Here is a 27,000-nt window from a genome sequence, read left to right on the forward strand (position 1 = left end):
CTTATGTCTGTGGCGATGAGTTCCGGAGCCCCGCCCGGTCTATCCATTGACGGCGCCCGCTCCCGGACGCCGTGGACCACAGGAGCCCCCGATGCACACCACCCTCTTCGTGAACCTGCCCGTCGCCGACCTGGAGCGCTCGCGAAAGTTCTTTGCCGACCTCGGCTACTCCTTCAACGCGACGTTCTCGGGACCTACCGCGGTGACAGTCGTGTTGGGCCGGAATCAGTTCGCGATGCTGATACAGCGCGATGCCTTCGACGCGCTACACCCGTTCGAGACCGCGGCACCCTCGGTGAAGGAGTGCGTGATCTGCCTGGGTGTCGAGAGCCGAGAGTGCGTGGACGGGTTGGTGGACCGTGCCCTCGCCGCGGGCGCTGCGGCAGGAGACTGCGAGGACCACGGCGATATGTACGGCCGCAGCTTCACCGACCCGGACGGGCACTCGTGGCAGATATTCTGGATGGACCCGGCCGCCGTCGAGGCTGGCGCCGAGGAGTTGGACGCCGCGGTGGGGTGACGGGGCTGAATGCGCGGTGTGGAACCATCCGTCCATGAACACCACGGGAAGCGAGCCGGACGCACCACGACCGACGCACCGGGTCAAGTACGCGATGGCCGTCGCGGTGTCGGTCGTCGTGGCCATCGCCGCGGTGGTCGTGGTCGTCGGAGACGTTCCGGGCCGGATCAGCCGTGCGCTAGGTGGCGTCTCGAGCGAGCCCCTGTACTCCGCGCAACGGCTGGACGCGGAACTCGACGTGGTGCGCGCCCAGCTCGGCGAGCTGCCCATGCGGCGGGTGGACGTGACGTCCAACCTGATCTCGGTCGAGGCCGTCGCCGCTGACGGTCAGCTTCACAAGTACTGGGTGCGCGACGGCGAGGTGGAGGACGTGGACTCGATCGCCGACCTGCATGCCGGCGAGACGGCGTTCACAGCTGCGGACCTGTCGGGGCAGCGGATACGGGCGGCAGTGGCCGATGTCCGCAGTCTCGGGAAGCCCGGCGACATCGAACTGGTCTCCTACATTTTCCGCCCGGGGCATCCGCTGTCGGTGGCCGTGTGGATCCGGCACGACCCGGTGAGCTCGGTACTGCACTTCGACCCGAGGGGCGGTTCCGCCGTGGTGCGCGAGGAGTCGATCGAGACCGACGAACACACCTCATCGTTCGGCGGTTGCTGGTGTTGACGAGGCGGTGGCCGGAGTGCGCGATGATGTCCCGGTGTCGACCACCGTTGAGGCGATCCTCATCACCGCCCTGGTATTCGGGATCGTCGCCGCGATCTTCGGCGTGATCTACGTCTGGGACAAGTGGGGCAAGGGTTCTCGACTGGAGCAGCGTGTCGATCGCTTCTTCGATCGCCTCAGCGACCTGTTCGACCGGTAGGCCGCCCCGGGTAGCCGGCGTACCCCAAGGCGATCGCGATGGCGGCGAACTTGAGTGAGGCCGCGACCTGGGCGCGACGCGCATTGGCCGGGATGTCCCGCCGGTCGAGCACGCGCAGCAGCGCCACTCCCTCGATGGCGTCGGCCGCGACGGCACCGGCGACGATGCCCGGTACCCATGCCGCGTGACCCCGGCGTCGCCGGCGTCGGTCGACGAGCAACCCGAGCAGGATTCCGTAGCTGCTCATGTACCCGAAGTCGAGCCGCATGGACTGACGGGCTGCGCGCCGGCCGTCCGGCCCCCAGCGGCCCATGATGGCCTCCGCTTTGGCGGCAGTGCCCGCGAGCTCGAACGGGATGACTCCCGGTCCGCCGGCGCATCGCATGCGGTCTTCCAACCGCATCATCACCGCGGTATAGCCGACGAACACGACCGCGGCCGCGGCGATCCGGTTCATCAGCTCTTACGCGGCTTGTGCGCCTGCAGCGCCTTCACCCGGCGCTCCTCGCTCAGCACCGCCTGGAAGCTCTCGCGTTCGGCGACCAGCCAGTCCGGCTTCTCCTCGAGCAGCGCAGTGATCTGCGCGGTGGTGAGCGCTTCGGTGACCCCGCCGCGGGCCAGGCCGGCGATCGACACGCCCAGCTTGGCTGCCACCAGGTTCTTCGGGTGCGGCCCGTTCTTGCGGAGGTCCTGAAGCCACTGCGGCGGGTCCTCCTGCAGTGCTGCGAGTTCGCCGCGGGTGATCGCGTTCTCCTGGAATTCCGCAGGCGTCGCAGGGAGGTACACGTCCAGCTTCTTCGCCGCGGTGGCGGGTTTCATGGACTGCGCGTTGGGCCTGCTCATGACCAGAGCTTATCGATGAGGCCCAGCGGTAGCCTGATGCGGTGCCCCAGCCCTCGCTCACCCTCGGCTACGTCCCGGGAGGGACGCCCGCGAAGTGGGCCCGGACCTGGGCGCAGCGCCACCCCGATGTACCCCTGCACCTGCGCACCGTCGCCGCGGCCGACGCCGCCGACCAGGTGCGCACCGGTGCCGTCGACGTCGTGGTGCTGCGGCTGCCCGCCGACACCTCGGGGCTGTCGGTCATCCCGCTCTACGAGGAGACGACGGTGGCGGTGGTCCCGGCCGATCACCTGCTCACGGCCGCCGACACGATCACCGCCGCGGACCTCGACGGTGAGCCGACCCTGTGTCCGCTCGACCACGTCGTCGACTGGGCGGACGCCCCTGGTGCTCCGGTCGAACACCGCCCCGAAACCACAGAGGACGCAATAGAACTCGTGGCCGCCGGGATGGGTACGCTCATCGTTCCGCAGTCGCTGGCCCGGCTGCACCACCGCAAGGACCTGACTTTCCGTCCGATCACCGACGCGCCCACCTGCCCGGTGGCGCTGGCCTTCGCCGACGGACCGCAGTCCGAGCTCGTCGAAGAGTTCATCGGGATCGTGCGCGGCCGCAAGCCGAGTTCGTCGCGCGGACAGGCCGAGTCGGTACCGAAACGCACCGCCCGGGAAAAGACACTCGCCAAACAGGCCGCCCGCGCCGCCGCGGGAAAGGTCGCCCGTAAGCCGGGACCGGCCAAGCGCGGCCGCCGCTGACGCTCAGGCCGACAGGTCCAGCGTCGTCCCGATTCCCCGTGCGGTGGCACGCTCGACGAGCGTATGCGCGGTCACCAGGTCCTGCAGCCCGATACCGACCGAATTGAACAGGGTGATGTCGTCCTCGCTGTGCCGGCCCCGCCGCGCATCGATGATCACCTCACCCAGCTCGACGCTGACATCGGCCTCGGACAGCTGGCCCTCCGCGATCGCCAGCAGTACGTCACCGGACTTGGCCAGCGCGGTCGCACGGCTGTCGACCACCAGACGCACCGAACCCATTCCGGCGCCGTCGATCTCGCGGTGATCGGCGCGCGGCGGTGCCCCGACGGCATTGAGGTGCAGGCCGGGCCGGAACCAGGCGCCGTGCACGATCGGCTCCTTGGAAGGTGTCAGCGTGCAGACCACATCGGCCGCGGCGAGCACCTGCCGCGGGGATTCGGCGTATTCGACGCTCAGATCCAGATCGGCCACCCGGCCGCGGAACGCCTCCACGGTCGCCGGGTTGCGTGACCAGACGAGCACCTTCTCCACCGGGCGCACCCGCGCGATGGCCCGGGTGTGCTCGACGGCCAGGGTTCCCGCCCCGATCAGACCGAGAGAGCTGCTGGTCTCGCGGGCCAGGTGCGCGGTGGCCACCGCACTGGCCGCCGCCGTCCGGACCGCGGTGATGAGCCGGCCGTCGAGCACCGCGCGGCATTCGCCGGTCTCGGCCGACATCAGCAGGATGGTGGACCGTTGCGTCGGCAACCCGCGGTCGCGGTTGAACGGCATGTCCGACAACATCTTCACCGCGCTGGATCGCTGCCGCGAGGAGGTGGCCGCCATCGGTAGCGCGGCCCCGCCGCCGTCCAGTGCCAGGTTCGCCGGTGCCGGATTGCCTGCGGTGCCGGCCGCCAGATCCGCGTGGGCGCGTTCGACGGCATCGTAGACGCCCGCCCGGTCGATCAGGGCGTTGATGTCGGAGTGGGTGAGAACGAGGGTCATGGGAGGTCCTTGGTAGAAAGGGCGGGGGTCAGACGCGGCCGACGTAGGGGACCGTCAGGCAGGACGGTGCGGTGCGTCCGCCGACGAATCCGCTGATGGCGATCAAGGCGATCAGGTAGGGCAGCATCACCAGGACTGCATAGGGGATATCGACCCCGACCGCGGGCAGCGCGAACTGCATCGCCCGGGCGACACCGAAGAACAGCGCGGCCCATAGGATTCCGGTGATCTTCCAGCGGCCGGCGATGACGGCGACGACGGCGAGGTAACCCATTCCGGCGGTCATGTTCTCGCTGAAGGAGCGCACCTCTGACAGCGCGAGCTGAGCACCGGCCAATCCACCGGCACCCGAGGCGATGAGCACCCCGAGCGCCCGGGTCCGGTTGACCGCGAGCCCGGTCCATCCTGCCGAGGTGGCGTCCTCACCGACCGCGTCGATCCGGATACCGGCCATCGTGCGGGCAGAGAAGACCACGGCGAGCACGACGATGGCCCCGATGCACAGGTAGCCGAGCAGGGTCTGGCCGAACACGGCGGGGCCGATGACGGGCAATTCGCTGAGCACCGGGATCCGGATGTCGGCGAAGGCAGCCACGTTCTGCCCCTTGCCGTCGGCGAGCAGAATCCGCGCGCCGAAGGTGGTGAGTCCCAGCGCCAGCGCGTTCGCCGCGATGCCGACCACGATCTGATCGGCGCGGAATCGCACGCTCAGCAGTGCCTGACCGAGCCCGAACAGGAGGCCGGCGAGCAGCCCGGCGAGTGCGCCCGCGACGGCCGATCCGGTGCTCACCGAGCCGAGGACGCTGGCGAACGCGCCGGTCAGCATCATGCCCTCCATGCTGAGGTTGAGCACTCCGGCCCGCTCACTGATCGATTCGCCGCTCGCGGCGAGCAACAGCGGGATCGCGAATGCCACACCGCTGGAAATTATTTCGGTGAGCATGGCGATGTTCATACGGCTACTTTCTGAGCGGAGGGCCGGGTGGTGGTCGTCCACCAGGCTGCGCCGGCGATCACGATGATCAGGACGCTCTGCACGACGGTGATGGTGGAGGACGGGACCCCGGCGGCCAGTTGCAGGTTGATGCCGCCGGACACCAGGAATCCGAACAGCAGGGAGACCGCGGCGACGGCGGTCATGGATCCGCGAGCGAGGAGGCCGACCACCAGCCCGGCGAACCCGAAGCCCGAGGAGAACCCGTCGGCCAGGATGAACGGCGCTGTGGTGACCAGGCAGCCGCCGGCCAGCCCGGAGAAGGCCCCCGCGGTGGTGAGTCCGAGGAAGGCGGTGCGGTCGACCTGCACACCGAGGCGCGCCGAGGCGGCACCGGACAGCCCCACTGCGCTCAGACGCAGTCCGGCGGCGCTGTGTCGCAGCATGATTCCGACGGCGGCCACCAGAATGACGGCGAGCACGATGGCGATGGTCGCCGGATTCTTGGCCAGACCCAGCAGCGGGAGGTGAGCCGAGGCGGCCAGCGGCTCGGACTGAGGAAGTGTCTCCGAGGACGTCATGGGCTGGCGCAGCAAGGAGGGTTCCTGCACCATCAGCACCACCAGCGCCAGGCCGACGAAGTTCAGCAGCAGCGTGGTGATGATCTCGCTGGTGCCCCGTTTCACCCGCAGCCAGGCGGCGACCGCGGCCCATCCGGCGCCGGCCAGTGCCGCGGCCGTCAGCGTGGTGAGCACTCCGATCGGCGCCGGTATACCCGCCGGCATCGCCACCCCGACCGCGGTGGCGGCGATGCCGCCCAGGCACAGTTGTCCCTCGCCGCCGACGTTGACCAGCCCGGCCCGGTAGGCGATGGTGAAACCGGCCGCCACCAGCATGAGCAGAGCCGCATTGTTCAAGGATGTGCCGATGGCGAACGGCGATCCCAGGGTGCCCTCGACGAGTGCGTCGACGACGTCGGCGGGTCCGGCGCCGGCGGCAGCGGCCAGGACGAAGCCGACGAGCGCCGCGATGACCATGGCGGCCAGCGCCACCACCACCGGGTGGCGGGGGTGCAGGGTCGGCGTCATGTGCTCACTCCCGTCATGAGGGTGCCGATATCGTGTGCCGCCGTGTCGGATTGCGTGGGCACCGAGCCCAGCAGCCGGCCCCGGTAAGCGACGACGATCCGGTCGCACACCGCGATCAGTTCGTCGATCTCACTGGAGGTGACCAGTACGGCGGCCCCGTCATCGGCGGCGGTGCGCAGCCGGTCCAGCACGAACGCGACCGCGCCGGCGTCGAGGCCGCGGGTGGGCTGGGCGGCCACCACCACCCGCAATCCGGCGGTCGACAGCTCCCGCGCCAGCACCACCTTCTGCTGATTGCCCCCGGACAGCGATCCGATCGGTGCGTCGGGTCCCGGTGCCCGGATGGAGAACTCGGTGATGGCGGCGGCCGCGTCCGCGCGCATCCGCGTGCGGTCGAGCAGTCCCCAGCGCCGGTAAGCGGACAGCCGGGGCATGGCGATGTTCTCCGCGATGGACAGGGCACCGATGATGGCCTCGGCGTGGCGGTCTTCGGGGATCACCGCGACACCGCCGGCGGTCCGATCCGCGGGGGTCGCGGTGGTCAGGTCGGCACCGTCGATGTGTACCGAGCCCGCGTCCGCGGCGAGGGCGCCGGAGAGCACCGAGGTCAGTTCGGACTGCCCGTTGCCCTCCACGCCGGCGATGCCGACGATCTCACCCCGCCCGACGGTGAGGTCCACCTCGTCGAGTGCGGTGCTCCCGTCGGCCCGGGTGACGCGCAACCCGCTGATCTGCAGCACCGCGTCGCCGCCGGCGCCACGGCGTGACCGGGGAGCGACGGCGCGGTCCAGTGGTTCGGTATCGCCGAGCATCAGCTCCAGCAGGGTGGACATGCCCATCTCGGAGACCCGGCCGCCACCGACGACGGTGCCGCCGCGCAGCACCGTGGCCTCATCGGCGGCGCGGGCCACCTCACCCAGTTTGTGGGTGATCAGCACGACGGACTTTCCGTCGGCGGTCAGAGCCGCGCAGGTGGCGATCAGCGCATCGATCTCCTTCACGTCGAGCACCGCGGTGGGCTCGTCGAGCAGGATCAGCTGCGGGTCACGCAACAAGGCCTTGACGATCTCGACCCGTTGCCGCGCACCGACGGTCAGCCCGCCGACGGTGGCCTTCGGGTCGACACGCAGCCCGTAACTGTCGGCGATGCGATCCAGATCGGTGGCCAATTGAGCGCGCGGCGGGCGGAACCCGTCCCGGCCGAGCAGCAGATTGTCCGCGACGGTCATGGTGGGGATCAGCGAGAAATGCTGATGGACCATCGCCACCCCGGCCTGCAGGGCGTCGGCGGGGTTGCGCGGGCGGTACTCGTTGCCGCCCAACGTCATACTGCCGGTGTCGGGGGAGACGGTGCCGTAGATGCTGTTGCACAGGGTGGACTTGCCCGCCCCGTTCTCGCCCAGAATGCAGTGCACCGAGCGGGGCTTCACGTTGAGCGTGACGCCATCCAGGGCGCGGACCGGGCCGAAGGACTTGCCGACGCCGCTCATGGCGAGCAGTGCGGTGCGTTCGGGAGCTGTGGTGGTGGTCATCGGTGCCGGCTCACTCAGTACGGTGTGACACTGCCGGCGACGATCGCCGCCTGGGCATCGGTGACGGCCGCGGCGACCGCGGGATCCGTTGTGCAGGTCAGGAAGTCGCTGCCGCCCTTGTCGGTGGTGACACCGAAGGGCACCTGCGCGGCGGTCCAGCTGCCGTCGAGCACCGAGGACACCGCGTATTCGATCTCGGTGCCGATATCGGTGCGGACATACCCCGCGTAGACGCTGTCGGTGCATTCGCCGGGGATCGGGCCGCCGTTGAGCCGGTTACCGGATTCCTTGGCGGCCTGTTCCATGCCCTGCTTGCCGAGGTTGACGATCTGGCCGAGCACATCGGCGCCGCCGGCGTAGGCGGTGCCGGCGGCCTGCTTGGCCTTCGCCGGATCGTTGAAATCACCGACGTACTGCGGGTTCAGCACGGTCACGTCGGGGCGGACGAAGCGTGCGCCGTTGCCGAAGGCGGTGGCGGCGTTGACGATGGCGGGCAGTTCGACGCCGCCGACGAAGCCGACCGTGCCGGTCTTGGACGCCGCGGCGGCAGCCGCGCCGGAGAGGAACTCGGCTTCGGCCTGCTGCGGGTCGTAGTAGGCGAGGTTCGGCAGCGGCTCGGCGTCCGAGGGGCCGCCGATCTCGACGAACTTCACGTCCGGGAACTGCGGGGCGACCTTGCGCACGTCGGCGTCGGTCTGCCCGCCCACCGAGATCACCAGGTCGTTCTGGGAGGCGAACCGCTGCAACGCCTGCTGATAGTCGGCAGCGGCCACCTGTTCGACATAGCTGGCGTCGATCTTGTCGCCGTGGGTGGCCTGGATGCGTTGGAAGCCTTCATATCCCGATTGCATGAAGCCGGTGTCGTTGACGGATCCGGGCAGGAACACCCCGACGGACAGTGCGTCGCTGTCGGCGGCGTCGCCGGAGGAGCCGCAGGCGGTGGTGGCCACGGCGAGCGCTCCCGCGGTGGCCAGGGCGAGGATTTTCGGCAGGGTCTTCACGGATTCTCCTGGTCTCGGTGGCTACCGGTTAGCGGTATACCGTTACGCAGAAGCATTGAGCCCGGCCATTTCGGTGCGGTTAAACGAATGTAAGGATCGAGTTAATGGTATACCGCTATTGAGGCGTGGGTTAAGCTCGACGGCAACGCCGATGGGAAAGGCTCAGGAAGTGACCTCAGTTGTTGCGCACAGTCGAAAGCCGTTGCGCGAACATGCCTATGACGAGTTGCGGGCCCGCATCGTCGGCCTGGAACTGGCACCCGGCACCCGGCTGATCGAGCGTGATCTGGCCGAAGAGCTCAAGGTGTCGCGCATCCCGTTGCGTGAGGCGATGCAGCGACTCGCCCAGGACGGACTGGTGGTCGTGGTGCCCCGCCAGGGTGCGATCGTGTCACCGTTCACCGTCGACGATGTCCGGGATCTTTTCGATGTCCGGGAGAGCCTGGAAGTGCTGGCCGCCCGGCTGGCCGCCGAGCGGGCCGATCAGGCGGGTCTGGATCTGCTTGCCGCGCAATTGGATACCGCACGGAAGGCGACCGAGCGCAAAGACGGCCCCGCCATCGCGGCCGCCAATGCCAGGTTTCACGTGATCATCGTCGATCTGGCGGCCAACCCGCTGCTGGAGTCGCTGCTGGAACCGCTTCAGGCGCGGGTGCAGTGGCTGTTCCATCTCACCAGCGATCGTGACGCCCACGTCCAGTGCCACGAACATGAGGAGTTGCTGGCCGCGATCGCCGAGCACGACCCCGACCGGGCTGCCGCGTCGGCGTTCCATCATGTGCACTCCGGTCGCGCGCACAGCTTGGAGCTGGCAGCGCAGTGGTCGCGGGTGGAGATCGACCCGATCGAGCTCACCAAGAGCCGGCGCCGCGGCGCGGGATAGGGACGTCAGATCGTCAGTGTGCCGTCGGAATTGATGGTCCACTCCGGGTTGAGCGCGACCTCCCAGACGTGACCGTCGGGGTCGGCGAAGTATCCCGAATACCCGCCCCAGAACACCTTTTCGGCCGGTTTGAGGATCGTCGCGCCGGCGGCCTCCGCCTCGGCCAGCACGGTGTCGACATCGGCCTCGGTGCGCTGGTTGATCGCGATGCTGAAACCGCTGAACCGGCCGTCGATCGGATGGTGGGCGTCTTCGGCGAGATCCGCGCGGCCGAACAGCGCCAGGGCGATGCCGGCGAGCTGATAGAACACCACTCCCTCGGGCGCGGCCTTGGGTTTCCAACCCAGACCCTGCTCGTAGAAGGTACGGGCCCGGTCGAGGTCGTCAACGCCGAGCGTGATCAAGCTGATGCGTTGTTCCATGCTCCGCAGGTTACGCATGCCCCCCGACAAGCACGCCTCACCAGCTGTCGGGCTGGCCGGGGAGGTAGGTGCCGATCGACCACTGCCGGCCCTCGGGGTCGAGCAGCTCCACCCGGAAGTTGCCCCACGCCGTGGTCTCGGGAGCGACGAGAACCGTGCTTCCGGCGGCGACCGCGCGCTGGTGAATGACGGTGACCTCGGCGTCGTCGACCACGACGTACAGACCCGAACCGACGCAGTCGCCCTTGGGGGCGGGCACGTCGTAGCCGCGGTCGTCGTGCTGCACACACAGCACCGCGTCACCGCGGCGCAACTCCACATGAAAGAGCTGGCCGCCCTCGCCGAAGCTGCGCACCACCTCGAACCCGAGCACGCCGGTGATCCAGCGCACCGCTGCCTCGGGGTGGCGGTAACAGATGAACGCGGTCAGCTGCCCAGTCGTCATGGCTCAGGTGTACCCCTCACCACCGACACCGGGCAGTGACTACTTCACCTTGTGCTGAGGCCCCTGTGCCTTCTTGTACAGCGCCTTGAGCATCCGATCCCGGAACGCGGCATTGTCGATGAGCTTGATGCCGGCGTCGGCGACCTTCGGGTAGCCGATCAGCTTGTGCATGTAGCGGCCGCGCTTGTATTCCTTGCCCCACGCCGCTTCCATGCGCTGCGCGTAGTTCGTGAAATCGTCGGGACCGCCGTTGTTCAACGCGGCGACCGCACACTCGCCGGCGGCCAGCCCGGACTCGAGGGCCTTGGAGATGCCCGCCCCGGAGGCCGGCTTCCCGGCACCCAGTGAGTCGCCGGTGAAGAGCACGCCGGGTCGCCACGGCGGCCAGGCGGTGAAGCCCATCGGCAGTCGCCAGGCCCGTACGCTCTTGTTCTTCTTGAGCTCCTCGATGGGCGGGGCTTCCCACTCGGCGGGCAGGCCGCGCAGGAACTCACCGAGGAACTGGGTGGCGTTGATCGACTGCCAGTTCTTGTAGCTGTTCACGTAGCCCAGGCCGATGTTGAAGATGTTCCCGCCCATCGGGAAGACCCAGCCGTAGCCCGGCAGCTGATCACCCTGGAACAGCAGCTTCAGATAGATGTCGAGGCTGTCGTTGTCGGGCCGGTTGAGGTGCATCTCGGAGCGGATGGCGATCGCCGAGTAGCCGTTGTACTCCGAATCCAGCTTGAGGGCGCGTTTGATGGGGGAGTAGGCGCCGTCGGCGGCGATGACCGCGTCGCCGAGCACCTTCTCGCCGCTCTTGAGCACCACGCCGACCACGCGGCCGTTGGCATCGAATTCGGGTCCGGCGACCTCGGCGCTCTGACGCACTTCGGCGCCGGCGGATTCGGCGTGCTTGAGCAGCACGGTATCGAGGTGCTCGCGACTCACGGTGTGACCGTGATCGGGCATTCCCGGGCGGCGCGGGAACGACAGCTCCCATGCGCTGGGGCTGAACACCGTCACCTTGTTCACCCGGTGGTAGGTGGCGACCTCGTCGGCCAGGCCCATCTTCTGCAGGTAGCTCACGGCGCGTGCGGTCAACCCGTCACCGCACGGTTTGGATCGGGGGAACTCGGCCTTGTCCAGGACGACAACACGCGCGCCGGCCTGGGCGGCCTGCCACGCGGCGGCCGAACCTGAGGGGCCCCCGCCCGCGATCACAACGTCGTATCGGGCAGTCATTGTCTCGTCTCGATGAGGTGGGCTGTGGACCTTTGGATGTTACCGAAGCAACGTGCAGGCCGCCGGTTGGCGGAATCTCGGCCGGGGGTTACCCACTCACGGCGCGGGCCAAACCGCCCGCACGGCCGGGCAGTCTGACCAGGTCAGCATCGCCCGGTACAGTGAGCGGGTGCGCAGACCATCGCTTCCGCTGCCGGGACAGCCCGGCGTGAAGGTCGATGCGCGCAGCGAACGTTGGCGTGAGCACCGCAAAAACGTCCGGGCGGAGATCGTCGAGGCCGCCTTCCGCGCCATCGACCGCCTCGGCCCCAACGTGAGCGTGCGCGAGATCGCCGAGGAGGCGGGCACCGCCAAACCCAAGATCTACCGCCACTTCACCGACAAGTCCGACATGTTCGCTCAGATCGGCGAGCGCATGCGAGACATGTTGTGGGCTGCGGTCATCCCGTCCATCGATATCGAGTCCGACTCGGCGCGCCAGGTCATCGGCCGCGCCGTCGAGCACTATGTCGAACTGGTGGAACAGCATCCGAACGTGGTGCGTTTCCTGCTACAGGGCCGTTTCGCCGATCAATCCGCTGCCGCGATGACCACCGTCAACCGGGGACGCGACATCACCCTTGCGATCGCCGAGATGGTCAGCGGTGAGCTCAGTGAGATGGATCTCAATCCCGCCGTCTTCGAACTGGCCGCCTTCGCGCTGTTCGGCACGGCGGCATCGGCCACCGACTGGTGGCTGGGCGGCGACGCCGACAGCCCCCGCAGGATGCCCGCCGAGGAGTTCGTGGCGCACATGACGACGATCATGATGGGTGCGGTGAACGGCACCGCCGAACTGATGGGCGTCCAGATCGATCCCGATCAGCCCATTCACGACGCGGTGCGCCGCCAGGAGCCCGCGCAGCAGGCCTGACCGGAACTCCGCACCCACCTGGGGCGTTGACAGTTGTTATCCGCTGCCGAAAGACTGAAAAGTATCCGGTACCGGCGCTCCCAGGAAAGGCGTTGACGTCATGTCTGCCATCACCACCCGCGCACTGATCATCGGTTCTGGATTCTCCGGACTCGGCATGGGGATCGCGCTGAAGAAACAGGGCGTCGACTTCCTGATCCTGGAGAAGGCCGATGAGATCGGCGGTACCTGGCGCGACAACACCTACCCCGGTTGCGCGTGTGACATCCCGTCGCACATGTACTCGTTCTCGTTTGAACCGAAGGCCGATTGGACCCACATGTGGTCCTTCCAGCCCGAGATCTTCGATTACCTCAAGGGTGTCACCGACAAGCACGGCCTGCGTCGCAGTATCCGGTTCGGCACCCACGTCGACAGTGCGCACTGGGACGAGGACGAATCGCGCTGGCATGTGTTCGATACCGCCGGCCAGGAATACATCGCGCAGTTCCTGGTCTCCGGTGCCGGCGGACTGCACATCCCGCTGATCCCCGACATTCCCGGAGTCGACGAATTCGCCGGTGCGGCTTTCCATTCCGCGCAGTGGGATCACGATGTGGACATCAGGGGCAAACGGGTCGCGGTGATCGGCACCGGCGCCAGTGCCATCCAGATCGTGCCGGCCATCGTCGAGGACGTCGCCGAATTGCAGCTCTACCAACGCACCCCGGCCTGGGTGATGCCGCGGCCCAACAACGCCTTCCCGCAGTGGATGCGCAACGTGTTCCGCCGGGTGCCCGGTGTCCGGGCGCTACTGCGCGCCGGCATCTACTGGACTCATGAGGGCGTCGGCTTCGCCATGACCAAACAGCCCCGGTTGCTCAAGATCGGTGAGCTGATGGGTAGATGGAATATCAAGCGCAGCATCAAAGATCCCGAACTGCAGCGCAAGCTCACCCCCGATTATCGGGCCGGATGCAAGCGAATCCTCAACTCCGACACCTACTATCGTGGGATCGCGAACCCGAAGACCAGTGTGATCACCGAGCGGATCGAGCGGGTGACCCCGAGCGGTGTCCGCACCGTCGACGGGGTCGAGCATCCGGTGGACGTGTTGGTGTGGGCCACCGGATTCCACGTCACCGACTCCTACACCTACGTGGACATCAAGGGCGCCGACGGTGAGGATCTGGTGGACCGCTGGACCTCCGAGGGGATGGCGGCCCACCGCGGGATCACCGTCGCCGGGATGCCGAACCTGTTCTTCCTGCTCGGACCGAACACCGCGCTCGGGCACAACTCGGTGGTGTTCATGATCGAGTCCCAGATCCGTTACGCCGCCCAGGCCATCGCCGCGGTGGACAAGGCGGGTGCCGTCGCACTGGCACCGAGCCGCCGCGCGCAGGACGAGTTCAATGCCGAGCTGCAGCGCGACCTGGCCGGCACCGTGTTCAGCACGGGCGGTTGCCAGAGCTGGTACATGGACTCCCATGGCGTCAACCGCACCCTGTGGAGTGGCATGACCTGGCAGTACTGGCTGGCCACGCGCACGTTCAAGCCGTCGGAGTACCGCTTCACCAGTCGGCCGCAGACGGTGCGTTCCTAGGAGAACCGCGGCCTCCCATGCGCATTGAGACCCTCCTAGCGTCGGTGTCATGACATCGATGACACGGTTCACCCTGTGGGTCCTCGGCGCTCTGGCGGCGACCCTGATGCTCGGATGCAGTAGCAACGCCGAGAATTCGGCACGCGACGGCCAGCAGCAGCGCAACGCCGATCTGGTGCGCGACGCGTTCGCGCGCGGAGTGGGTGACCAGGACAGCTTCTATGCGATCCTCGCCGACGACGTGGAGTGGACGGTGGCGCGCGCGAACGAGCCGGCCACCTACACCACCCGCGCAAAATTCCTGCGCGACGGTGCCGGTCCCATCGTCTCCCGGCTCACCGGCCCCATCCAGGCCGAGGTCCGGGAACTGATCACGGAGGGCGACGTCGTGATGGCCCGCTGGCGCGGCACCGCCACCGCGCTCGACGGGCGCCCGTACGTCAACGACTACGCCTGGGTGATGACGATCCGCGACGACCGGGTGGTGCGGGTGACCGCGTATCTGGACCTGGTGGCGTTGCAGGAGATGCTCGACAGGGTCGCCCCGGCGGCCGGCTCATCATGATCAGTGGCGACACGCCAGAAACACAACATCTCGTACAGCTCGGCGATGTCGCACACCAGTTGTAGTGTTGGTGTCGTCGCGGGATACATCCCGGCGAAAGCACAAAAAGCCAGGTGAAATGGGGTCCAAGGTGTCCGATGGAATGAAGCTGATCGACCGCGTCTCGGCCATCAACTGGAACCGTCTCCAGGACGACAAAGATGCCGAGGTGTGGGAGCGGCTGACCGGCAACTTCTGGTTGCCCGAGAAGGTGCCGGTCTCCAACGACATTCCGTCCTGGGGCACCCTCAACGAGCACGAGAAGCAGCTCACCATGCGGGTCTTCACCGGCCTGACCCTGCTGGACACCATCCAGGGCACCGTCGGGGCCGTCGCCCTGATCCCGGATGCGCTGACCCCGCACGAGGAAGCCGTCTACACCAACATCGCGTTCATGGAGTCGGTGCACGCCAAGAGCTACAGCAACATCTTCTCCACGCTGTGCTCGACCGCCGAGATCGACGAGGCGTTCCGCTGGTCGGAGGAGAACCCGAACCTGCAGCGCAAGGCGCAGATCGTGATGGACTTCTACAAGGGTGACGACCCGCTCAAGCGCAAGGTCGCCTCCACCCTGCTGGAGAGCTTCCTGTTCTACTCGGGCTTCTACCTGCCGATGTACTGGTCCAGCCGCGCCAAGCTCACCAACACCGCCGACATGATCCGGCTGATCATCCGCGACGAGGCCGTGCACGGCTACTACATCGGCTACAAGTACCAGAAGGGCCTGGCCCTGGTCGACGACGCCCGCAAGCAGGAACTCAAGGACTACACCTACGAGCTGCTCTTCGAGCTCTATGACAACGAGGTCGAATACACCCAGGACCTCTACGACAGCGTCGGCCTGAGCGAGGACGTCAAGAAGTTCCTGCGCTACAACGCCAACAAGGCGCTGATGAACCTCGGGTATGAGGCGCTGTTCCCCAAGGACGAGACCGACGTCAACCCGGCGATCCTGTCCGCGCTGAGCCCCAACGCCGACGAGAACCACGACTTCTTCTCCGGCTCGGGGTCGAGCTACGTGATCGGCAAGGCCGTGGTCACCGAGGACGAGGACTGGGACTTCTGAGCCGTCGGTAGGTGGCAGGCCGGATACTCTCCGAGGCTGAGATCGATGACGCGTGGCGGCCGTGGACTCCCGACGAGGTCGCCCGGCGACTGTCATCGGTCACCGCCCCGTGGTGTGTGGCCGCGGGGTGGGCACTGGAACTGTTCTCCGACTCGGCGGCCCGCCCACACCACGACCTTGAGATAGCCGTGCCCGCCGCTCGGTTCGAGGAGATCGAGGCGGCGCTACCGGGGTTCGCCTGGGATGTGGTGGGCGACGGCCAGGTATGGCCGTACCCGCAGGAACGGGCGAACCATTTCCAGACGTGGCTGCGCGATCCTGAAAACGGCCACTATCACCTCGACGTGTTCCGGGAACCGCACGTCGCTGATCGTTGGGTCTGCCGCCGCGACCCGGCGATCACCCTGCCGTACAGCCAGCTGATCCTGCGTACCCACAGCGGTATCCCGTATCTGGCGCCCGAGGTGGTGCTGCTGTTCAAGGCCAAGCACCTGCGACCGAAGGACCAGGCCGATTTCGCCCAGGTCTTACCCGCCATGGATCGCGAACGGCGGTCCCGGCTGGGTGGCTGGCTTCACCGGATCCATCCCGGGCACCGGTGGATCCCCGACCTTTCACAGCAAAGTCTGTGACAGCGCTGGGCGTTGTGACGTTTCATCGGGTGAACTCGGTATCAGTGTGCTAGACACGCAAGCGGAATCAGCATGCCGCTAATGGCGCCGACGACTGGAGAACCAATATGACCGAGCCCGTCAGCGCTGCCGAAATCGACGGTGTCGTGCCGCCGGCCGAGCCCAAGAAGTCGAACTGGCGATTCCTCGTCGACGCGCTCAAGCCGTCTACGGTCTGGAAGATGGCCGACGGCCAGCCCGTGGTGCTCAAACAGTTCGTCCAGTTCTGCCTGATCATCGTCTATCCCGGGTGGGTGCTCGGCATCCTGGGCTGCCTTGCCGTCTATGGCCTGTTCTACATCACCGTCTATCCGGTGCTGTGGGTGCTGTTCTGGCCGATGCGGGCCTGGATGAAGAAGAACCGCCCCGAGGAATACGCCGAGAGCCAGCGCAAAAAGTAGCCGGTTACCGTCGGCGTTTGATGTCCCACCTCAGCGGGCATTCTTCTTACCAAGTTCACGGCCTTTGTTGAGGGTCCTCAATGATCCGCAGCGGAGTCTGGAACACAGACGGTGAGAAAGCCGCTCCTAGGAGGACATCATGGCGACGATCGCAATGGCCGACACCAATGTCGTCGAACTCTCGACGCGCCGGGCCCGCCGCAACCTGCGAGCGATCAACGAGGCCAAGCACCGGCACCCGTCCTTCATCGGCCGGATGACCGTCGCCAAGAACGACTCCGAGGCGTGTCGGGTCCTGCAGTTCAGGAGCTGACCGGGATCGTTGCGCGCAGCGTGGTGCCCGCACCCGGGGCGCTCGTCACCCCGAACGCACCTGAGAGCGCCTCCACCCGGTCCCGCAGACCGATCAGCCCCGACCCGACGCCTGCTGTGGCGCCACCGACGCCGTCGTCGGTGACCGACAGGTGCAGCACGCCGTCCTCGACGTACAGACACACCGTCACCACGTCCGCTCCGGCGTATTTCGCCGTGTTGGTCAACGCTTCGGCGATGACGTAGTACGCGGCCACCTCCACGGACTCGGGAAGCCTGCCCTCGACCCGCAGGTCGAGTTCGACGGGGATCGGTGAACGCCGCGCCAAGGCTCGCAGCGCGGGTCGCAGGCCGCCACGCGACAGCACCGCCGGGTGCATACCGCGAGAGAGCTCCTGCAGATCGGTGTGCAGTTCCGCCAGACCGGTGACCACCTGCGACAACTCGGTGCGCAACGCCTCGTCGGCGGCAGCCTCGATCGCGCGCAACTCCAGGCTCAACGACACGATCCGCTGCTGGGCGCCGTCGTGCAGATCGCGCTCGAAACCGCGACGGGCCTCATCGGAGGCGGCCACGATGCGGGCCCGCGACGCGGTCAGCTCGGCGCGGGTCTCGGCATTGGCGATCGCCGTGGACACCAGGTCGGCGAAGTCGCCGATATGATCCTGGAATTGCGCCGAAATCGCCTGCGGTTGATGCGTTCCCACCAGGAGCGCACCGCGGACAACGCCGTCGACGATCAACGGGGTGCCGGCTCCGGAATGCACCCCGAGGCCCTGCAGGCGGGCTGCGATCGGGCCCGATGCGTCGGCATAATCATCGATACGGTCGGGCAGGCCGGTCGTGCGAATGCGGGCACTGATGCTGTCGCCGGTCAGCGGAAACCGCTCGCCGGCAACCAGTCCGGGGTTGGCCTGTTCGGTCCGGTCCCGCGCCGCCAGCACCACGCACTCATCGGACTCGAAACGGACCAGCGTCACGTGATCGGCGGCCAAGCTGTGGGCCAACTCATCGACAGCCACCGTGTACACCTCGGCGAGGTCGGCCGATCGCGCGACCAGGGTGGCCACCCGGCGCAGTGCGGCTTGCTGCGCGGCCAGCAGATCCGCCTCCCGCCTGCGCTCTTCGGCCTCGGCGGCACGCAACCGGGCTTGCCCGACAAGCACATTGGTCAGCAACGCGAGCGTCAGGAACACCGCCAGCGCGGGCGCGAGGCTGTCCCGACCCTCCAGGTGCAGGTAGGCGTAGACGGCCGCGCTGGCCAGCGAGGTCGCGATGGCCAACCCGAAGTCCCAGCCCGCGGACACCACCAGCACACCCAGCAGCAGTACCGCGCCGAACGCGTTCTCCGGGGCCACCTGCTTGAGCCCGACCACGGCGCCGATCTCGGCGATCAGGAAGACGATCGCGACGACGATGCCCACACCCAACGGCCGAGCGGTCGGGCGCACCACCTGGGCCAGCAGCCGGTTGGGCAGCGATTGCCAGTTCACCGGGAGATGGTATGCGACGGGTGGGGCCGGTGACGCCCGAAGATTCCCGTTAACAGGAATGCCATCGCCTTCGCACCCTGCCAAGCTGGATGCATGAGAGTTCCGCGCTGCTTGATCGTCGACGACAGCGCCGCCTTCCGGGACGCCGCGCGCGCCATGCTGGAGCGCGGCGGTTTCGCGGTGGTCGGCGCCGCTGCGGATGCCGCCGAGGCGGTGCGTCTGACCGAGGAGCTACACCCCGACGTCGCCCTGGTCGATGTCGATCTCGGTGCCGACAGCGGGTTCGACGTCGCCGGCCTGCTCCACGACGAACACGGCGATGTCGCCGTCATCCTCACCTCGACCCACGACGAGCAGGATTTCTCCGACCTGGTCGCGGCCAGCCCGGCCCGGGGATTCCTGCCCAAGCTCACGCTCACCGCAGACGCGATCCGCGGCCTGCTCTGAGCGGTCAGCGGGCTTCGAGATACATGATGACGGCCCGTACCCGGCGGTGATCATCACCGGTTTCGGGGAGGTCGAGCTTGGTCAGGATGCTGCGCACGTGTTTTTCGACGGTGCCCTCGGTAACCCACAGCCGGCGCCCGATCCCGCCGTTGGACAGCCCCTCGGCCATCAACGTCAGCACCTCGCGTTCCCGCGTGCTCAGCGCGGCGAGCGGATCGTCGCGGCGGCGTGCGGACACCAACTCGGCCACCAGCGCGGGGTCGATGACCGACGCACCGTTGGTGACCCGGCGCAAGGTGTCCACGAAATCGTGCACATCGGTGACCCTGCTCTTGAGCAGGTAGCCGATGCTCTGGCCGCCCGCCAGCAGTTCCATGGCGTGGTCGACGTCCACGTGGGCGGACAGCACCATGATCGCCGTCTCCGGCGAGCGCTCGCGGATCACCCGCGCGGCGTCCAGGCCTTCGGTGCTGTGGCCCGGCGGCATCCGGATATCGGTGAGGACGAGATGCGGGCGCTGATCGTGGACGAGGCCCAGCAGTTCCTCGGCGTCGCCGGCCTGTCCGATGACCTCGAATCCTTCGCGCTGCAGCAGGCTGGCCAAACCCTCGCGCAGCAGCACGTCATCGTCGGCGATGACCACCCGTAGGGCATCCATGCGGTCCTTCCGGCGCCGACCCATTCAGCGCGGCTGCATTGTCGCACCCGGGCGGGGTTTGCGCGCGGATGCGATGCGGAATGGGGGTTAGCCGGTAGCGCGGCCTGCGAGAAGTCCGCCCCGGCGATTGCGGCCAGCGGCGGCGACAGCACACCCCGCCGTATACCAGGCTGGGACCTACCGAGATCGACTCCAGCCGAGGAGAGCACATCATGACCGCAGCACCCGTCCGCAGCCCGCACGCCACCTCGCTGTTCGACAGCGATGACGTCGAACAGTCCGAGCTGGGCTCGATCCACCGGATCACCGCCGACAACTTCCCGATCCTGCGTGGGCTGTCCATGAAGCGGCTGGTGCTCAACCCCGGGGCGATGCGGACCCCGCACTGGCACGCCAACGCCACCGAACTCACCTACTGCGTGTCCGGGACCGCCCTGGTCTCCATCCTCGACGACGGCAGCACGTTCTCCACCTTCGTGGTGACCGCCGGCCAGATGTTCCACGCCGCCTCCGGCTCGCTGCACCACATCGAGAACATCGGCACCGAGGCGTGCGAGTTCATCGTCGCCTTCCGCAGTGAACGGCCCGAGGACTTCGGTTTCGGTGCCACACTCGGCGCTTTCAGCGACGCAGTGCTGGGCAACACCTACGACCTGCCCGCCTCGGATATGGCCAAGATCCGGCGCAGCACCGTCGACCGCAAGATCGCCGCCCGCGTCGGCGACCCGGTGATCCCGGCCGGGGCCTACTTCGGCGATCCGCACAAGTTCGACATCGAAGCGCAGGAACCCGGCCTCAACTATGTCAGCGGCAACGCGCGCTTCGCCCGCGACCAGTTCTGGCCGATCCTGAAGGACATCTCGATGTACTCGCTGCGCGTCAACGACAACGGGATGCGGGAACCGCACTGGCACCCGGTGACCGCCGAGATGGGCTATGTCCAGCACGGCGACGCCCGGATGACCATCATGAATCCCGATGGCACGCTTGATACCTGGAACCTGACCGCGGGGGACATGTACTTCATTCCGCGCGCCTACCCGCACCACATCGAGAACACCGGCACTGATCCGTGGCATTTCCTGATCTTCTTCGACCAGCCCGTCCCAGCCGATATCGGCTACCGCGCCTCGGCGAGCGCCTACTCCCGCGAGGTGCTGGCCGCCGCCTTCGACACCCACATCGACGATCTGCCGGCGTTCCCGTTCACCCCGGCCGACCCGCTGATCGTGTCGCGGTGCAACCCCGTCGACACCGACACCGTCGCTCGATGACACCCGCCACCGGCCGGCCCGTCGACCGCATCGAGGGCCGGGACAAGGTCACCGGGGCGGCCCGCTACGCCGCCGACACCGTGATCGACGGACTCGTGCACGCGGTGCTGGTGCAGTCCACCATCGCCAACGGCCACGTCACCGCCGAATCCATGGCAGCGGCGTCAGCCGCGGCGGCAGCAGCGCCGGGCGTGCTGCACGTGCTGACCCCACTGAACTGCCCACCGCTGCACGTGCTTCCGGTTGACATGACCTGGGACCTGCCGCTGGAACGCCGCCCGCCGCTCTCGGATCTGAGCGTGCAACACGTCGGTCAGCACCTTGCGGTGGTCATCGCCGAAACCCCGGAGCAGGCCGCCGAAGCGGCGTCGCTGATGAGTTTCGACTACCTCGGCGAGCCCGCCCAGCTCAGCGCTGCGGACGTGCTGGGCAGGCCGGTGCCCGCCGACGAGAAGGACGGGCAGATCCGCCACGGCACCTACCGACCGGATCATTTCGTGAAGCTGGACGAGGAGAAGCTGCAGGACAGCCGAGGCGCCGCCGACGAACCCGATGGCATCCGTATCGCCTCGCGGTTCACCACACCGATCAACGCGCACTATCCGATCGAACTGTCCGCGACCGTCGCGCACTGGGACGGCGACATGCTCACCGTGCACGACAGCACCCGCTGGATCACCGGCGAAAGACGGGCACTGGCCGCCTATCTGGGCATCCCGGAGGACCGGGTGCGGATCCTGTCCCCGCTGGTCGGCGGCGCATTCGGATCCAAGAGCTTCCTGTGGATGCACGTGGTGCTGTGCGCGGTGGCCGCCCGGCAGGTCGGCAGGCCTGTCAAACTGGTGCTGACCCGCAACCAGATGTTCAGCTCGACCGGGCACCGGCCCCGCACCGAGCAGCAGGTCGTGCTGGTGGCCGCAGCCGATGGCAGCCTGCTGAGCACCGAACAGCACACCCTCACCGAGACGTCCACGGTGGCGCACTTCTGCGAACCTGTCGGACTCACGGCCCGCTTCCTCTATGAGTCCCCGCGGATGGTCGTCTCCCATACGGTCGCCCGGATCAACGCACCCACACCGTGTTTCATGCGCGGACCGGGCGAGGCGCCGGGAATGTTCGCCCTCGAAGTGGCCATGGACGAGCTCGCCGAGGCCACCGGAACCGACCCCGTCGCGCTGCGGCTGCACAACGACCCGGCCTGCGACCAGCCCAGCGGCCGGGCCTGGTCCGGTAAGCACCTGCGGGACTGTTACCTGCAGGGTGCCGAACGGTTCGGCTGGTCACAACGGCCGGCCGCGCCACGCGCGATGCGCCGCAACGGGATCCAGGTGGGATGGGGGATGGCGACCGCGAGCTACCCGGGACGCCGGATGGCTTCCGGGTGCCGGGTCGTCACCACCCCGGACGGGCAGATCCGGTTCGCCGCGGCCACTCACGAGATCGGCACCGGGGTCCGCACCGTGATGGCGCAGGTCGGTGCGGATGCCGCCGGGATGCCGCTGGAGGCGGTGACCTTCGAATCCGGTGACTCGTTGTTTCCCGACGCGCCCTACAGCGGTGCCTCGCAGACCACCGCCACCGTCGGATCCGCGGTGGAACTTGCCGGCCGGCAGTGGCGGCAGCGGTTGGGTCGCACGGTGACCTCGGCCGCCGAACTGCGCGACGCGCTGCGCGCCGACCCCGACCTGTGCGAGCGCCTGACGTTCACCGTCACCAGTGCCGGACCCGACGAAACCGGTCCGTTGTCACAATCTTTCGGCGCTCATTTCTGCGAGGTCGAGGTGGACGAGGAGATCGGCCGGGCAAGCGTGACCCGATGGACCGCGGTGATGGACTGCGGGCGTGTCCTGAACCCGAAGCTGGCGGCCAACCAGGTCATGGGTGGTATCACCTTCGGGCTGGGTATGGCGCTGCTGGAACAGGTGCCCTACGACGAGCACACCGGCCAGCTCATCGGCGAGTACTACCTGCCCACACACGCCGACCGCCCCGACTTCGACATCACCTTCATCGACGTGCCGGACTACGGCCTCGACCCCATCGGGGTGCGCGGCATCGGCGAGATCGGTACCTGCGGAGTGCCCGCGGCCATCGCCAACGCGGTGTACCACGCCACCGGTAAGCGGCTGCGTGATCTGCCCATCACCCTGGAATCCCTGCTACAGCCCTTCGAATCGGAGCCGGCATCATGACCGATCTGCACCTGACCGTCAACGGCACACCACAACGGTTGTGCGCCGATATCCGCACCACATTGCTTGACCTGCTGCGCGAACGGCTCGGGCTCACCGGTACCAAGAAGGGCTGCGATCACGGGCTGTGCGGTGCCTGCACGGTAACCGTCGACGGGGAACGGGTGCTCAGTTGTCTGACGCTGGCCGCTTCGATCGACGGTGCCGCGGTGGAAACCATCGAGGGCGCCGGTGGGGACCTGGACAACGTGCAGTGCGCCTTCATCCGGCATGACGGATTCCAGTGCGGCTACTGCACTTCCGGTCAGATCACCTCGGCGCGCGCGGTGCTGCGCGAATTCGCCCGCGGAGATCTGTCCGCGGCATCGTTCGACGGGTGCCGGCACAGCGTCACCGACGGACCCGAAGAGTTGTCCGACGAGGAGATCCGGGAACGGATGGCCGGCAACATCTGTCGGTGCGGCGCCTACGCCAACATCGTCTCGGCGATCAAGGACGCGGCGATATGAAAACCTTTGCCTTCGAGCACGCCGGTACGGTCGACGGTGCGGTGCGTAGCGCCGCCGCGGGTGCCCGCTACTTCGCCGGTGGCACCAACCTGCTCGATCTGATGAAGCTCGGTGTGGAAAGCCCTGGCGCACTGGTCGACATCGGCCGCCTCGACCTGCGTGCCATCACCCCGACCGAGGATGGTGGTGTGCTGGTGGGGGCGGGGGCCACCAACAGCGCGGCGGCCAACCACCCGTTGATCCGCCAGCAGTACCCGATGCTGTCGCAGGCCATCCTGTCCGGTGCCACCACCCAGATCCGCAACATGGCCACCGTCGGGGGAAACCTCATGCAGCGCACCCGGTGCCCATATTTCATGGATCCGTCCTTCGCCCACTGCAACAAGCGCGATCCGGGATCCGGTTGCGCCGCGCAACAGGGCTTCAACCGGGAACACGCCCTGTTCGGCGCCAGCGCGGCGTGTGTGGCGGTGCATCCCTCGGATATGGCGGTCGCGCTGGCCGCGCTCGATGCCCGGGTGCACGTCCGGGGGCCCGACGGTGCCCGGTCGGTGCGCATCGATGAGTTCTTCGCGTTGCCGGGGGACTCGCCGGAACGCGACAACACGCTGCATGCGGCCGAACTGATCACCGAGATCGAGCTGCCGCCGTCGACCCTCGGCCCGCACAGCTGGTATCTCAAGGTGCGCGACCGGCACAGCTACGCGTTCGCCTTGGTGTCGGTGGCGGCCGGTGTCGACGTCATCGACGGTGAGATCGTGTCGGCCGCGCTGGCACTCGGTGGTGTCGCCGCCAAACCCTGGCGGGTGCCCGCGGCCGAAGCGCGCCTGGTCGGCGCCCCGGCCGGCGATGCCGCATTTCGTGCCGCGGCCGAACTGCTCACCGAGGGCGCGGCCCCGCTGGCGCAGAACGGCTTCAAGGTCGATCTGGCCCGAAACAGTGTCATGCGGGCTCTGCGCCGTGCGGTCCAATGAGACACTCACATCATGACCGTCACGAATCTGATGGCTTCGATCTTGAACTGGTTACGCGCCGGATACCCCGACGGGGTGCCCGGTCCGGACCAGGTGCCGCTGCTGGCGCTGCTGCGGGCGACTCCGCTGACCGAAGAACAGGTGCAAGAAGTGGTGCGCAATATCGCCGAGGTCGCAGCGCCCGCCGATATCGAGGACCCGATCACCCGCGACAGTATCGAGGCGTCGATCTCTGAGGTCACCAACCACGATGCGGGCCCGGAGAACACGGCCCGGGTGGCGGCGAAATTGGCGGCCGCGGGGTGGCCGCTCGCCGACCTCGCCGGACCGTAGCCGGCTAGCGCCGACCCGGTGTCCACATCTGCTCGTTGGCCTCGAGGCGCTGCCGCTCCTCGGTGCGCTCGTCGGCCCAGGCTTCCTCGAACCGCTTACCCGGTTTGGCGCTGGGCACCCGGTTGAGAATATTGCTCAGCCACTCGGGCGGCTGGGACGGTTCCCATTGGGGCAGTGCGGTACTCAGCGAGGCCATGGTCTTCAACACCACGAACACCCCGAAGAACGTGTCCGGGGCATCGGTGACGGCGATCGCGACGAAACCGATGAGCAGCGTGAGATGCACGACCATGACGCGGCTGAGTACCTGACTGGCGGTCTGCTCGAGCCGGCGGAACGACCAGCGCCGAAGGCTGAAGAGGTCCACCACGAAGCCCACCGTCAGAAAGACCAGCACGCTCAGGCAGCCGAATCCGGCACTGCGCCAATCGACCTGGGCCAGATGTCCGACACCGTTGTGGTCGAGTAGCAGGAGGATGGCGCCGAGGAACACCGCGTGCGCTGCGCAGAAGCTCAGACTGATGACGGCGAAGCTGGACAGGAACGTCGACAGCGCCTTGCGGCCACCACCCTCGTTGCCCGGCCCGTTGTAGCGGAAGTGCCCGCGCCGCGGTGACCACCGCCGGTGCAGCGCGATACGCGCCACGATGAACAGACTGGCGGCCAGCGTCTCGAACCAGTAGACCGCCAGTGTGGTTCCGCCGGACCAGTCCTGGGTGAACCAGCCGACCACGGGGACCGCGATGACCCCGAGCACCGACAGCACGTGCAGGATCCGGTTCACCCGCAGATCGTCGCACGCCGCAACGCAAGACACCGGGTATCGCCTCAGCGGCGATACCCGGTGGCTGTCAGTTGGTGTTACAGCGTGGCGGTGTCGATGACGAAGCGGTACCGCACATCGCTGGCGAGCACCCGCTCGTAGGCCTCGTTGATGTAGTCCGCCGAGATGACCTCGATCTCGGGCGTGACACCGTGCTCGGCGCAGAAGTCCAGCATCTCCTGGGTTTCGGCGATGCCACCGATCATCGAACCGGACAGGCTGCGACGGCCGCCCGCGAGGGGAAAGAACGGAACTTCCAGCGGCTGCTCGGGAGCGCCGAGTTCGACGAGGGTGCCGTCGATGGCGAGCAGCCCGATGTAGGCACCCATGTCGAGGTTGGCCGACACGGTGTTCAGGATCAGGTCGAACTTGCCCGCGAGCTTGGTGAAGGTGTCCGGGTCGCTGGTGGCGTAGTACTCGTTCGCGCCGAGACGCAGGCCGTCCTCCATCTTCTTGAGCGACTGGCTGAGCACGGTCACGTCGGCGCCCATCGCGTGCGCGATCTTCACGCCGACGTGGCCGAGTCCGCCGAGTCCGATGATGGCGACTTTCTTGCCGGGACCCGCGCCCCAGTGGTGCAGCGGGGAGTACAGGGTGATGCCGGCGCACAGCAGGGGAGCGGCCTTGTCCAGCGGGATGCTGTCGGGGATGCGCAGCACGTAGTTCTCATCGACCACGGTTGCCTGGCTGTAGCCACCGTAGGTGGGGGTGCCGTCCTTGCCGGTGGCGTTGTAGGTGCCGATCATGCCGCCCTCGCCGGTGCAGTACTGCTCGAGGCCGGCCTTGCACTGGTCGCATTCACGGCAGGAATCGACGAAGCAGCCGACCCCGACGTGATCGCCGACCTTGAATTTGGTGACCTCGGAGCCGACCTCGGTCACGATGCCCGCGAGCTCGTGACCGGCGACGACGGGGTAGTTGGGCTCGCCCCACTCGGCCTTGACGGTGTGGATGTCGCTGTGACATATGCCGGCGAACTTGATGTCGAACGCGACGTCGTGCGGGCCGACGTCGCGGCGCTGGATGGTCGTCTTGGTCAGCGGTGCGGTGGCCGACGTGGCGGCGATGGCGGAAACGGTCGTAGTCATTTTCTCAGTCCTCTACATGCGTTTTGTATTTATGGACAGCAAGGCATGTCCACGTGCGAATACATGCACCTTCACCCGACAGTAGTGAAGGCGACAGAATCAGGCGCTGCTGTGCGCCCTGTGAAGCACAACGAACGGAGTACCCGAGCTAATCCCG

32 protein-coding genes are annotated in these 27,000 nt (G+C 67.5%); 18 read left to right on the plus strand and 14 right to left on the minus strand.

The window, feature by feature from the left end; genetic code table 11:
• Positions 1-91: 91 nt before the first annotated feature.
• The 3 genes from ASE48_RS06440 to ASE48_RS33080 are packed head-to-tail and all read left to right on the plus strand — an operon-like array spanning position 92 to position 1,386.
• Positions 92-520 (plus strand): VOC family protein, encoded by a 429-nt coding sequence (locus ASE48_RS06440; RefSeq protein ID WP_057166229.1) that lies wholly within the window; start codon positions 92-94, stop codon positions 518-520.
• 34 nt (positions 521-554) lie between these two features.
• Complete coding sequence (locus ASE48_RS06445) at positions 555-1,187, plus strand: hypothetical protein (protein ID WP_156409085.1); 633 nt, start codon at positions 555-557, stop codon at positions 1,185-1,187.
• A 34-nt stretch (positions 1,188-1,221) separates the two neighbouring features.
• Complete coding sequence (locus tag ASE48_RS33080; RefSeq protein ID WP_200962090.1) at positions 1,222-1,386, plus strand: hypothetical protein; 165 nt, start codon at positions 1,222-1,224, stop codon at positions 1,384-1,386.
• Here the strand turns inward: ASE48_RS33080 and ASE48_RS06455 are convergent.
• Both ASE48_RS06455 and ASE48_RS06460 read right to left on the minus strand, forming a co-directional pair.
• Positions 1,364-1,843: a hypothetical protein gene (locus ASE48_RS06455; protein WP_057166232.1), complete on the minus strand. Its 480-nt coding sequence runs from the start codon at positions 1,841-1,843 to the stop codon at positions 1,364-1,366. The genes ASE48_RS33080 and ASE48_RS06455 overlap by 23 nt on opposite strands.
• Positions 1,843-2,229, minus strand: coding sequence for a DUF5997 family protein (locus ASE48_RS06460; RefSeq protein ID WP_057166233.1), 387 nt, complete (start codon positions 2,227-2,229; stop codon positions 1,843-1,845). Before ASE48_RS06460 ends, ASE48_RS06455 begins: the two co-directional genes overlap by 1 nt.
• A gap of 41 nt (positions 2,230-2,270) precedes the next feature.
• Here ASE48_RS06460 and ASE48_RS06465 point away from each other — a divergent pair, with 41 nt between their 5' ends.
• A complete protein-coding gene (locus ASE48_RS06465) occupies positions 2,271-2,984 on the plus strand; it encodes a LysR family transcriptional regulator substrate-binding protein (RefSeq protein WP_057166234.1) in 714 nt (237 codons plus the stop codon).
• 3 nt (positions 2,985-2,987) lie between these two features.
• On the opposite strand, the gene ASE48_RS06470 is transcribed toward ASE48_RS06465, so the two are convergent.
• Genes ASE48_RS06470 through ASE48_RS06490 form a run of 5 tightly spaced genes read right to left on the minus strand, consistent with a single transcriptional unit; the run spans position 2,988 to position 8,526 of the window.
• Complete coding sequence (locus tag ASE48_RS06470; RefSeq protein ID WP_057166235.1) at positions 2,988-3,971, minus strand: ornithine cyclodeaminase family protein; 984 nt, start codon at positions 3,969-3,971, stop codon at positions 2,988-2,990.
• Positions 3,972-3,999: 28 nt separating this feature from the next.
• Complete coding sequence (locus ASE48_RS06475) at positions 4,000-4,926, minus strand: ABC transporter permease (RefSeq protein ID WP_057166236.1); 927 nt, start codon at positions 4,924-4,926, stop codon at positions 4,000-4,002.
• Entirely contained in the window at positions 4,923-5,993 is a 1,071-nt protein-coding gene (locus ASE48_RS06480; RefSeq protein WP_057166237.1) for an ABC transporter permease, read from the minus strand. Before ASE48_RS06480 ends, ASE48_RS06475 begins: the two co-directional genes overlap by 4 nt.
• Entirely contained in the window at positions 5,990-7,525 is a 1,536-nt protein-coding gene (locus tag ASE48_RS06485; RefSeq protein ID WP_057166238.1) for an ABC transporter ATP-binding protein, read from the minus strand. Before ASE48_RS06485 ends, ASE48_RS06480 begins: the two co-directional genes overlap by 4 nt.
• A gap of 14 nt (positions 7,526-7,539) precedes the next feature.
• Positions 7,540-8,526, minus strand: a complete 987-nt coding sequence (locus tag ASE48_RS06490) for a BMP family protein (protein ID WP_057166239.1) — start codon at positions 8,524-8,526, stop codon at positions 7,540-7,542.
• Positions 8,527-8,695: 169 nt separating this feature from the next.
• Between ASE48_RS06490 and ASE48_RS06495 the strand changes: the two genes are divergently transcribed.
• On the plus strand, positions 8,696-9,409 hold the full coding sequence (locus ASE48_RS06495) for a GntR family transcriptional regulator (RefSeq protein ID WP_235570848.1): 714 nt from the start codon (positions 8,696-8,698) through the stop codon (positions 9,407-9,409).
• 5 nt (positions 9,410-9,414) lie between these two features.
• On the opposite strand, the gene ASE48_RS06500 is transcribed toward ASE48_RS06495, so the two are convergent.
• From ASE48_RS06500 to ASE48_RS06510, 3 genes are read right to left on the minus strand one after another with little or no spacing between them, the layout of a single operon-like run.
• Positions 9,415-9,831, minus strand: a complete 417-nt coding sequence (locus ASE48_RS06500) for a VOC family protein (RefSeq protein ID WP_057166241.1) — start codon at positions 9,829-9,831, stop codon at positions 9,415-9,417.
• Between the two features lie 37 nt (positions 9,832-9,868).
• On the minus strand, positions 9,869-10,276 hold the full coding sequence (locus ASE48_RS06505; protein WP_057166242.1) for a VOC family protein: 408 nt from the start codon (positions 10,274-10,276) through the stop codon (positions 9,869-9,871).
• Positions 10,277-10,315: 39 nt separating this feature from the next.
• Positions 10,316-11,500 carry a geranylgeranyl reductase family protein gene (locus ASE48_RS06510; RefSeq protein WP_057166243.1) on the minus strand — a complete coding sequence of 395 codons (1,185 nt, stop codon included), beginning with the start codon at positions 11,498-11,500 and terminating at the stop codon, positions 10,316-10,318.
• Between the two features lie 169 nt (positions 11,501-11,669).
• On the opposite strand from ASE48_RS06510, the gene ASE48_RS06515 reads away from it, so the two are divergent.
• The 7 genes from ASE48_RS06515 to ASE48_RS32610 all read left to right on the plus strand — a co-directional run bounded on the left by ASE48_RS06515 (position 11,670) and on the right by ASE48_RS32610 (position 17,053).
• Positions 11,670-12,413: a TetR/AcrR family transcriptional regulator gene (locus ASE48_RS06515; RefSeq protein ID WP_057166244.1), complete on the plus strand. Its 744-nt coding sequence runs from the start codon at positions 11,670-11,672 to the stop codon at positions 12,411-12,413.
• 100 nt (positions 12,414-12,513) lie between these two features.
• Complete coding sequence (locus ASE48_RS06520) at positions 12,514-13,998, plus strand: flavin-containing monooxygenase (protein WP_057166245.1); 1,485 nt, start codon at positions 12,514-12,516, stop codon at positions 13,996-13,998.
• Positions 13,999-14,047: 49 nt separating this feature from the next.
• Positions 14,048-14,563 carry a nuclear transport factor 2 family protein gene (locus ASE48_RS06525; protein ID WP_235570850.1) on the plus strand — a complete coding sequence of 172 codons (516 nt, stop codon included), beginning with the start codon at positions 14,048-14,050 and terminating at the stop codon, positions 14,561-14,563.
• Positions 14,564-14,705: 142 nt separating this feature from the next.
• Entirely contained in the window at positions 14,706-15,668 is a 963-nt protein-coding gene (gene nrdF / locus ASE48_RS06530) for a class 1b ribonucleoside-diphosphate reductase subunit beta (RefSeq protein ID WP_057166246.1), read from the plus strand.
• Positions 15,669-15,679: 11 nt separating this feature from the next.
• The gene (locus tag ASE48_RS06535; protein ID WP_057166247.1) at positions 15,680-16,300 is read left to right on the plus strand and encodes a nucleotidyltransferase domain-containing protein; all 621 of its coding nucleotides are present in this window, start codon (positions 15,680-15,682) and stop codon (positions 16,298-16,300) included.
• Positions 16,301-16,407: 107 nt separating this feature from the next.
• Complete coding sequence (locus ASE48_RS06540; protein ID WP_057166248.1) at positions 16,408-16,740, plus strand: hypothetical protein; 333 nt, start codon at positions 16,408-16,410, stop codon at positions 16,738-16,740.
• A 139-nt stretch (positions 16,741-16,879) separates the two neighbouring features.
• A complete protein-coding gene (locus ASE48_RS32610) occupies positions 16,880-17,053 on the plus strand; it encodes a hypothetical protein (protein WP_156409086.1) in 174 nt (57 codons plus the stop codon).
• Here ASE48_RS32610 and ASE48_RS06545 read toward each other — a convergent pair.
• Positions 17,043-18,545, minus strand: a complete 1,503-nt coding sequence (locus tag ASE48_RS06545; protein ID WP_235570852.1) for a GAF domain-containing sensor histidine kinase — start codon at positions 18,543-18,545, stop codon at positions 17,043-17,045. The two genes, ASE48_RS32610 and ASE48_RS06545, sit on opposite strands and share 11 nt — an antisense overlap.
• 93 nt (positions 18,546-18,638) lie before the next feature.
• Here ASE48_RS06545 and ASE48_RS06550 point away from each other — a divergent pair, with 93 nt between their 5' ends.
• Positions 18,639-18,992 (plus strand): response regulator, encoded by a 354-nt coding sequence (locus ASE48_RS06550; protein WP_057166249.1) that lies wholly within the window; start codon positions 18,639-18,641, stop codon positions 18,990-18,992.
• A gap of 4 nt (positions 18,993-18,996) precedes the next feature.
• Here ASE48_RS06550 and ASE48_RS06555 read toward each other — a convergent pair whose 3' ends face one another.
• Positions 18,997-19,650: a response regulator gene (locus ASE48_RS06555; RefSeq protein WP_057166250.1), complete on the minus strand. Its 654-nt coding sequence runs from the start codon at positions 19,648-19,650 to the stop codon at positions 18,997-18,999.
• Between the two features lie 212 nt (positions 19,651-19,862).
• Between ASE48_RS06555 and ASE48_RS06560 the strand changes: the two genes are divergently transcribed.
• The 5 genes from ASE48_RS06560 to ASE48_RS06580 are packed head-to-tail and all read left to right on the plus strand — an operon-like array spanning position 19,863 to position 24,932.
• Positions 19,863-20,924, plus strand: a complete 1,062-nt coding sequence (locus ASE48_RS06560; protein WP_057166251.1) for a cupin domain-containing protein — start codon at positions 19,863-19,865, stop codon at positions 20,922-20,924.
• Positions 20,921-23,116: a xanthine dehydrogenase family protein molybdopterin-binding subunit gene (locus ASE48_RS06565; RefSeq protein WP_057166252.1), complete on the plus strand. Its 2,196-nt coding sequence runs from the start codon at positions 20,921-20,923 to the stop codon at positions 23,114-23,116. Before ASE48_RS06560 ends, ASE48_RS06565 begins: the two co-directional genes overlap by 4 nt.
• Positions 23,113-23,625: a (2Fe-2S)-binding protein gene (locus ASE48_RS06570; protein WP_057166253.1), complete on the plus strand. Its 513-nt coding sequence runs from the start codon at positions 23,113-23,115 to the stop codon at positions 23,623-23,625. The genes ASE48_RS06565 and ASE48_RS06570 overlap by 4 nt, the downstream gene beginning before the upstream one ends.
• The gene (locus ASE48_RS06575) at positions 23,622-24,599 is read left to right on the plus strand and encodes an FAD binding domain-containing protein (protein ID WP_057166254.1); all 978 of its coding nucleotides are present in this window, start codon (positions 23,622-23,624) and stop codon (positions 24,597-24,599) included. Before ASE48_RS06570 ends, ASE48_RS06575 begins: the two co-directional genes overlap by 4 nt.
• A 12-nt stretch (positions 24,600-24,611) precedes the next feature.
• Positions 24,612-24,932, plus strand: a complete 321-nt coding sequence (locus tag ASE48_RS06580; protein WP_057166255.1) for a DUF3349 domain-containing protein — start codon at positions 24,612-24,614, stop codon at positions 24,930-24,932.
• 4 nt (positions 24,933-24,936) lie between these two features.
• Here the strand turns inward: ASE48_RS06580 and ASE48_RS06585 are convergent, their stop codons facing one another.
• Positions 24,937-25,716 carry a DUF6498-containing protein gene (locus ASE48_RS06585; protein ID WP_057166256.1) on the minus strand — a complete coding sequence of 260 codons (780 nt, stop codon included), beginning with the start codon at positions 25,714-25,716 and terminating at the stop codon, positions 24,937-24,939.
• 77 nt (positions 25,717-25,793) lie between these two features.
• The gene (locus ASE48_RS06590) at positions 25,794-26,843 is read right to left on the minus strand and encodes an NAD(P)-dependent alcohol dehydrogenase (protein WP_057166257.1); all 1,050 of its coding nucleotides are present in this window, start codon (positions 26,841-26,843) and stop codon (positions 25,794-25,796) included.
• Between the last annotated feature and the right edge of the window lie 157 nt (positions 26,844-27,000).

Source organism: Mycobacterium sp. Root265, assembly GCF_001428895.1.
GTDB lineage: Bacteria > Actinomycetota > Actinomycetes > Mycobacteriales > Mycobacteriaceae > Mycobacterium.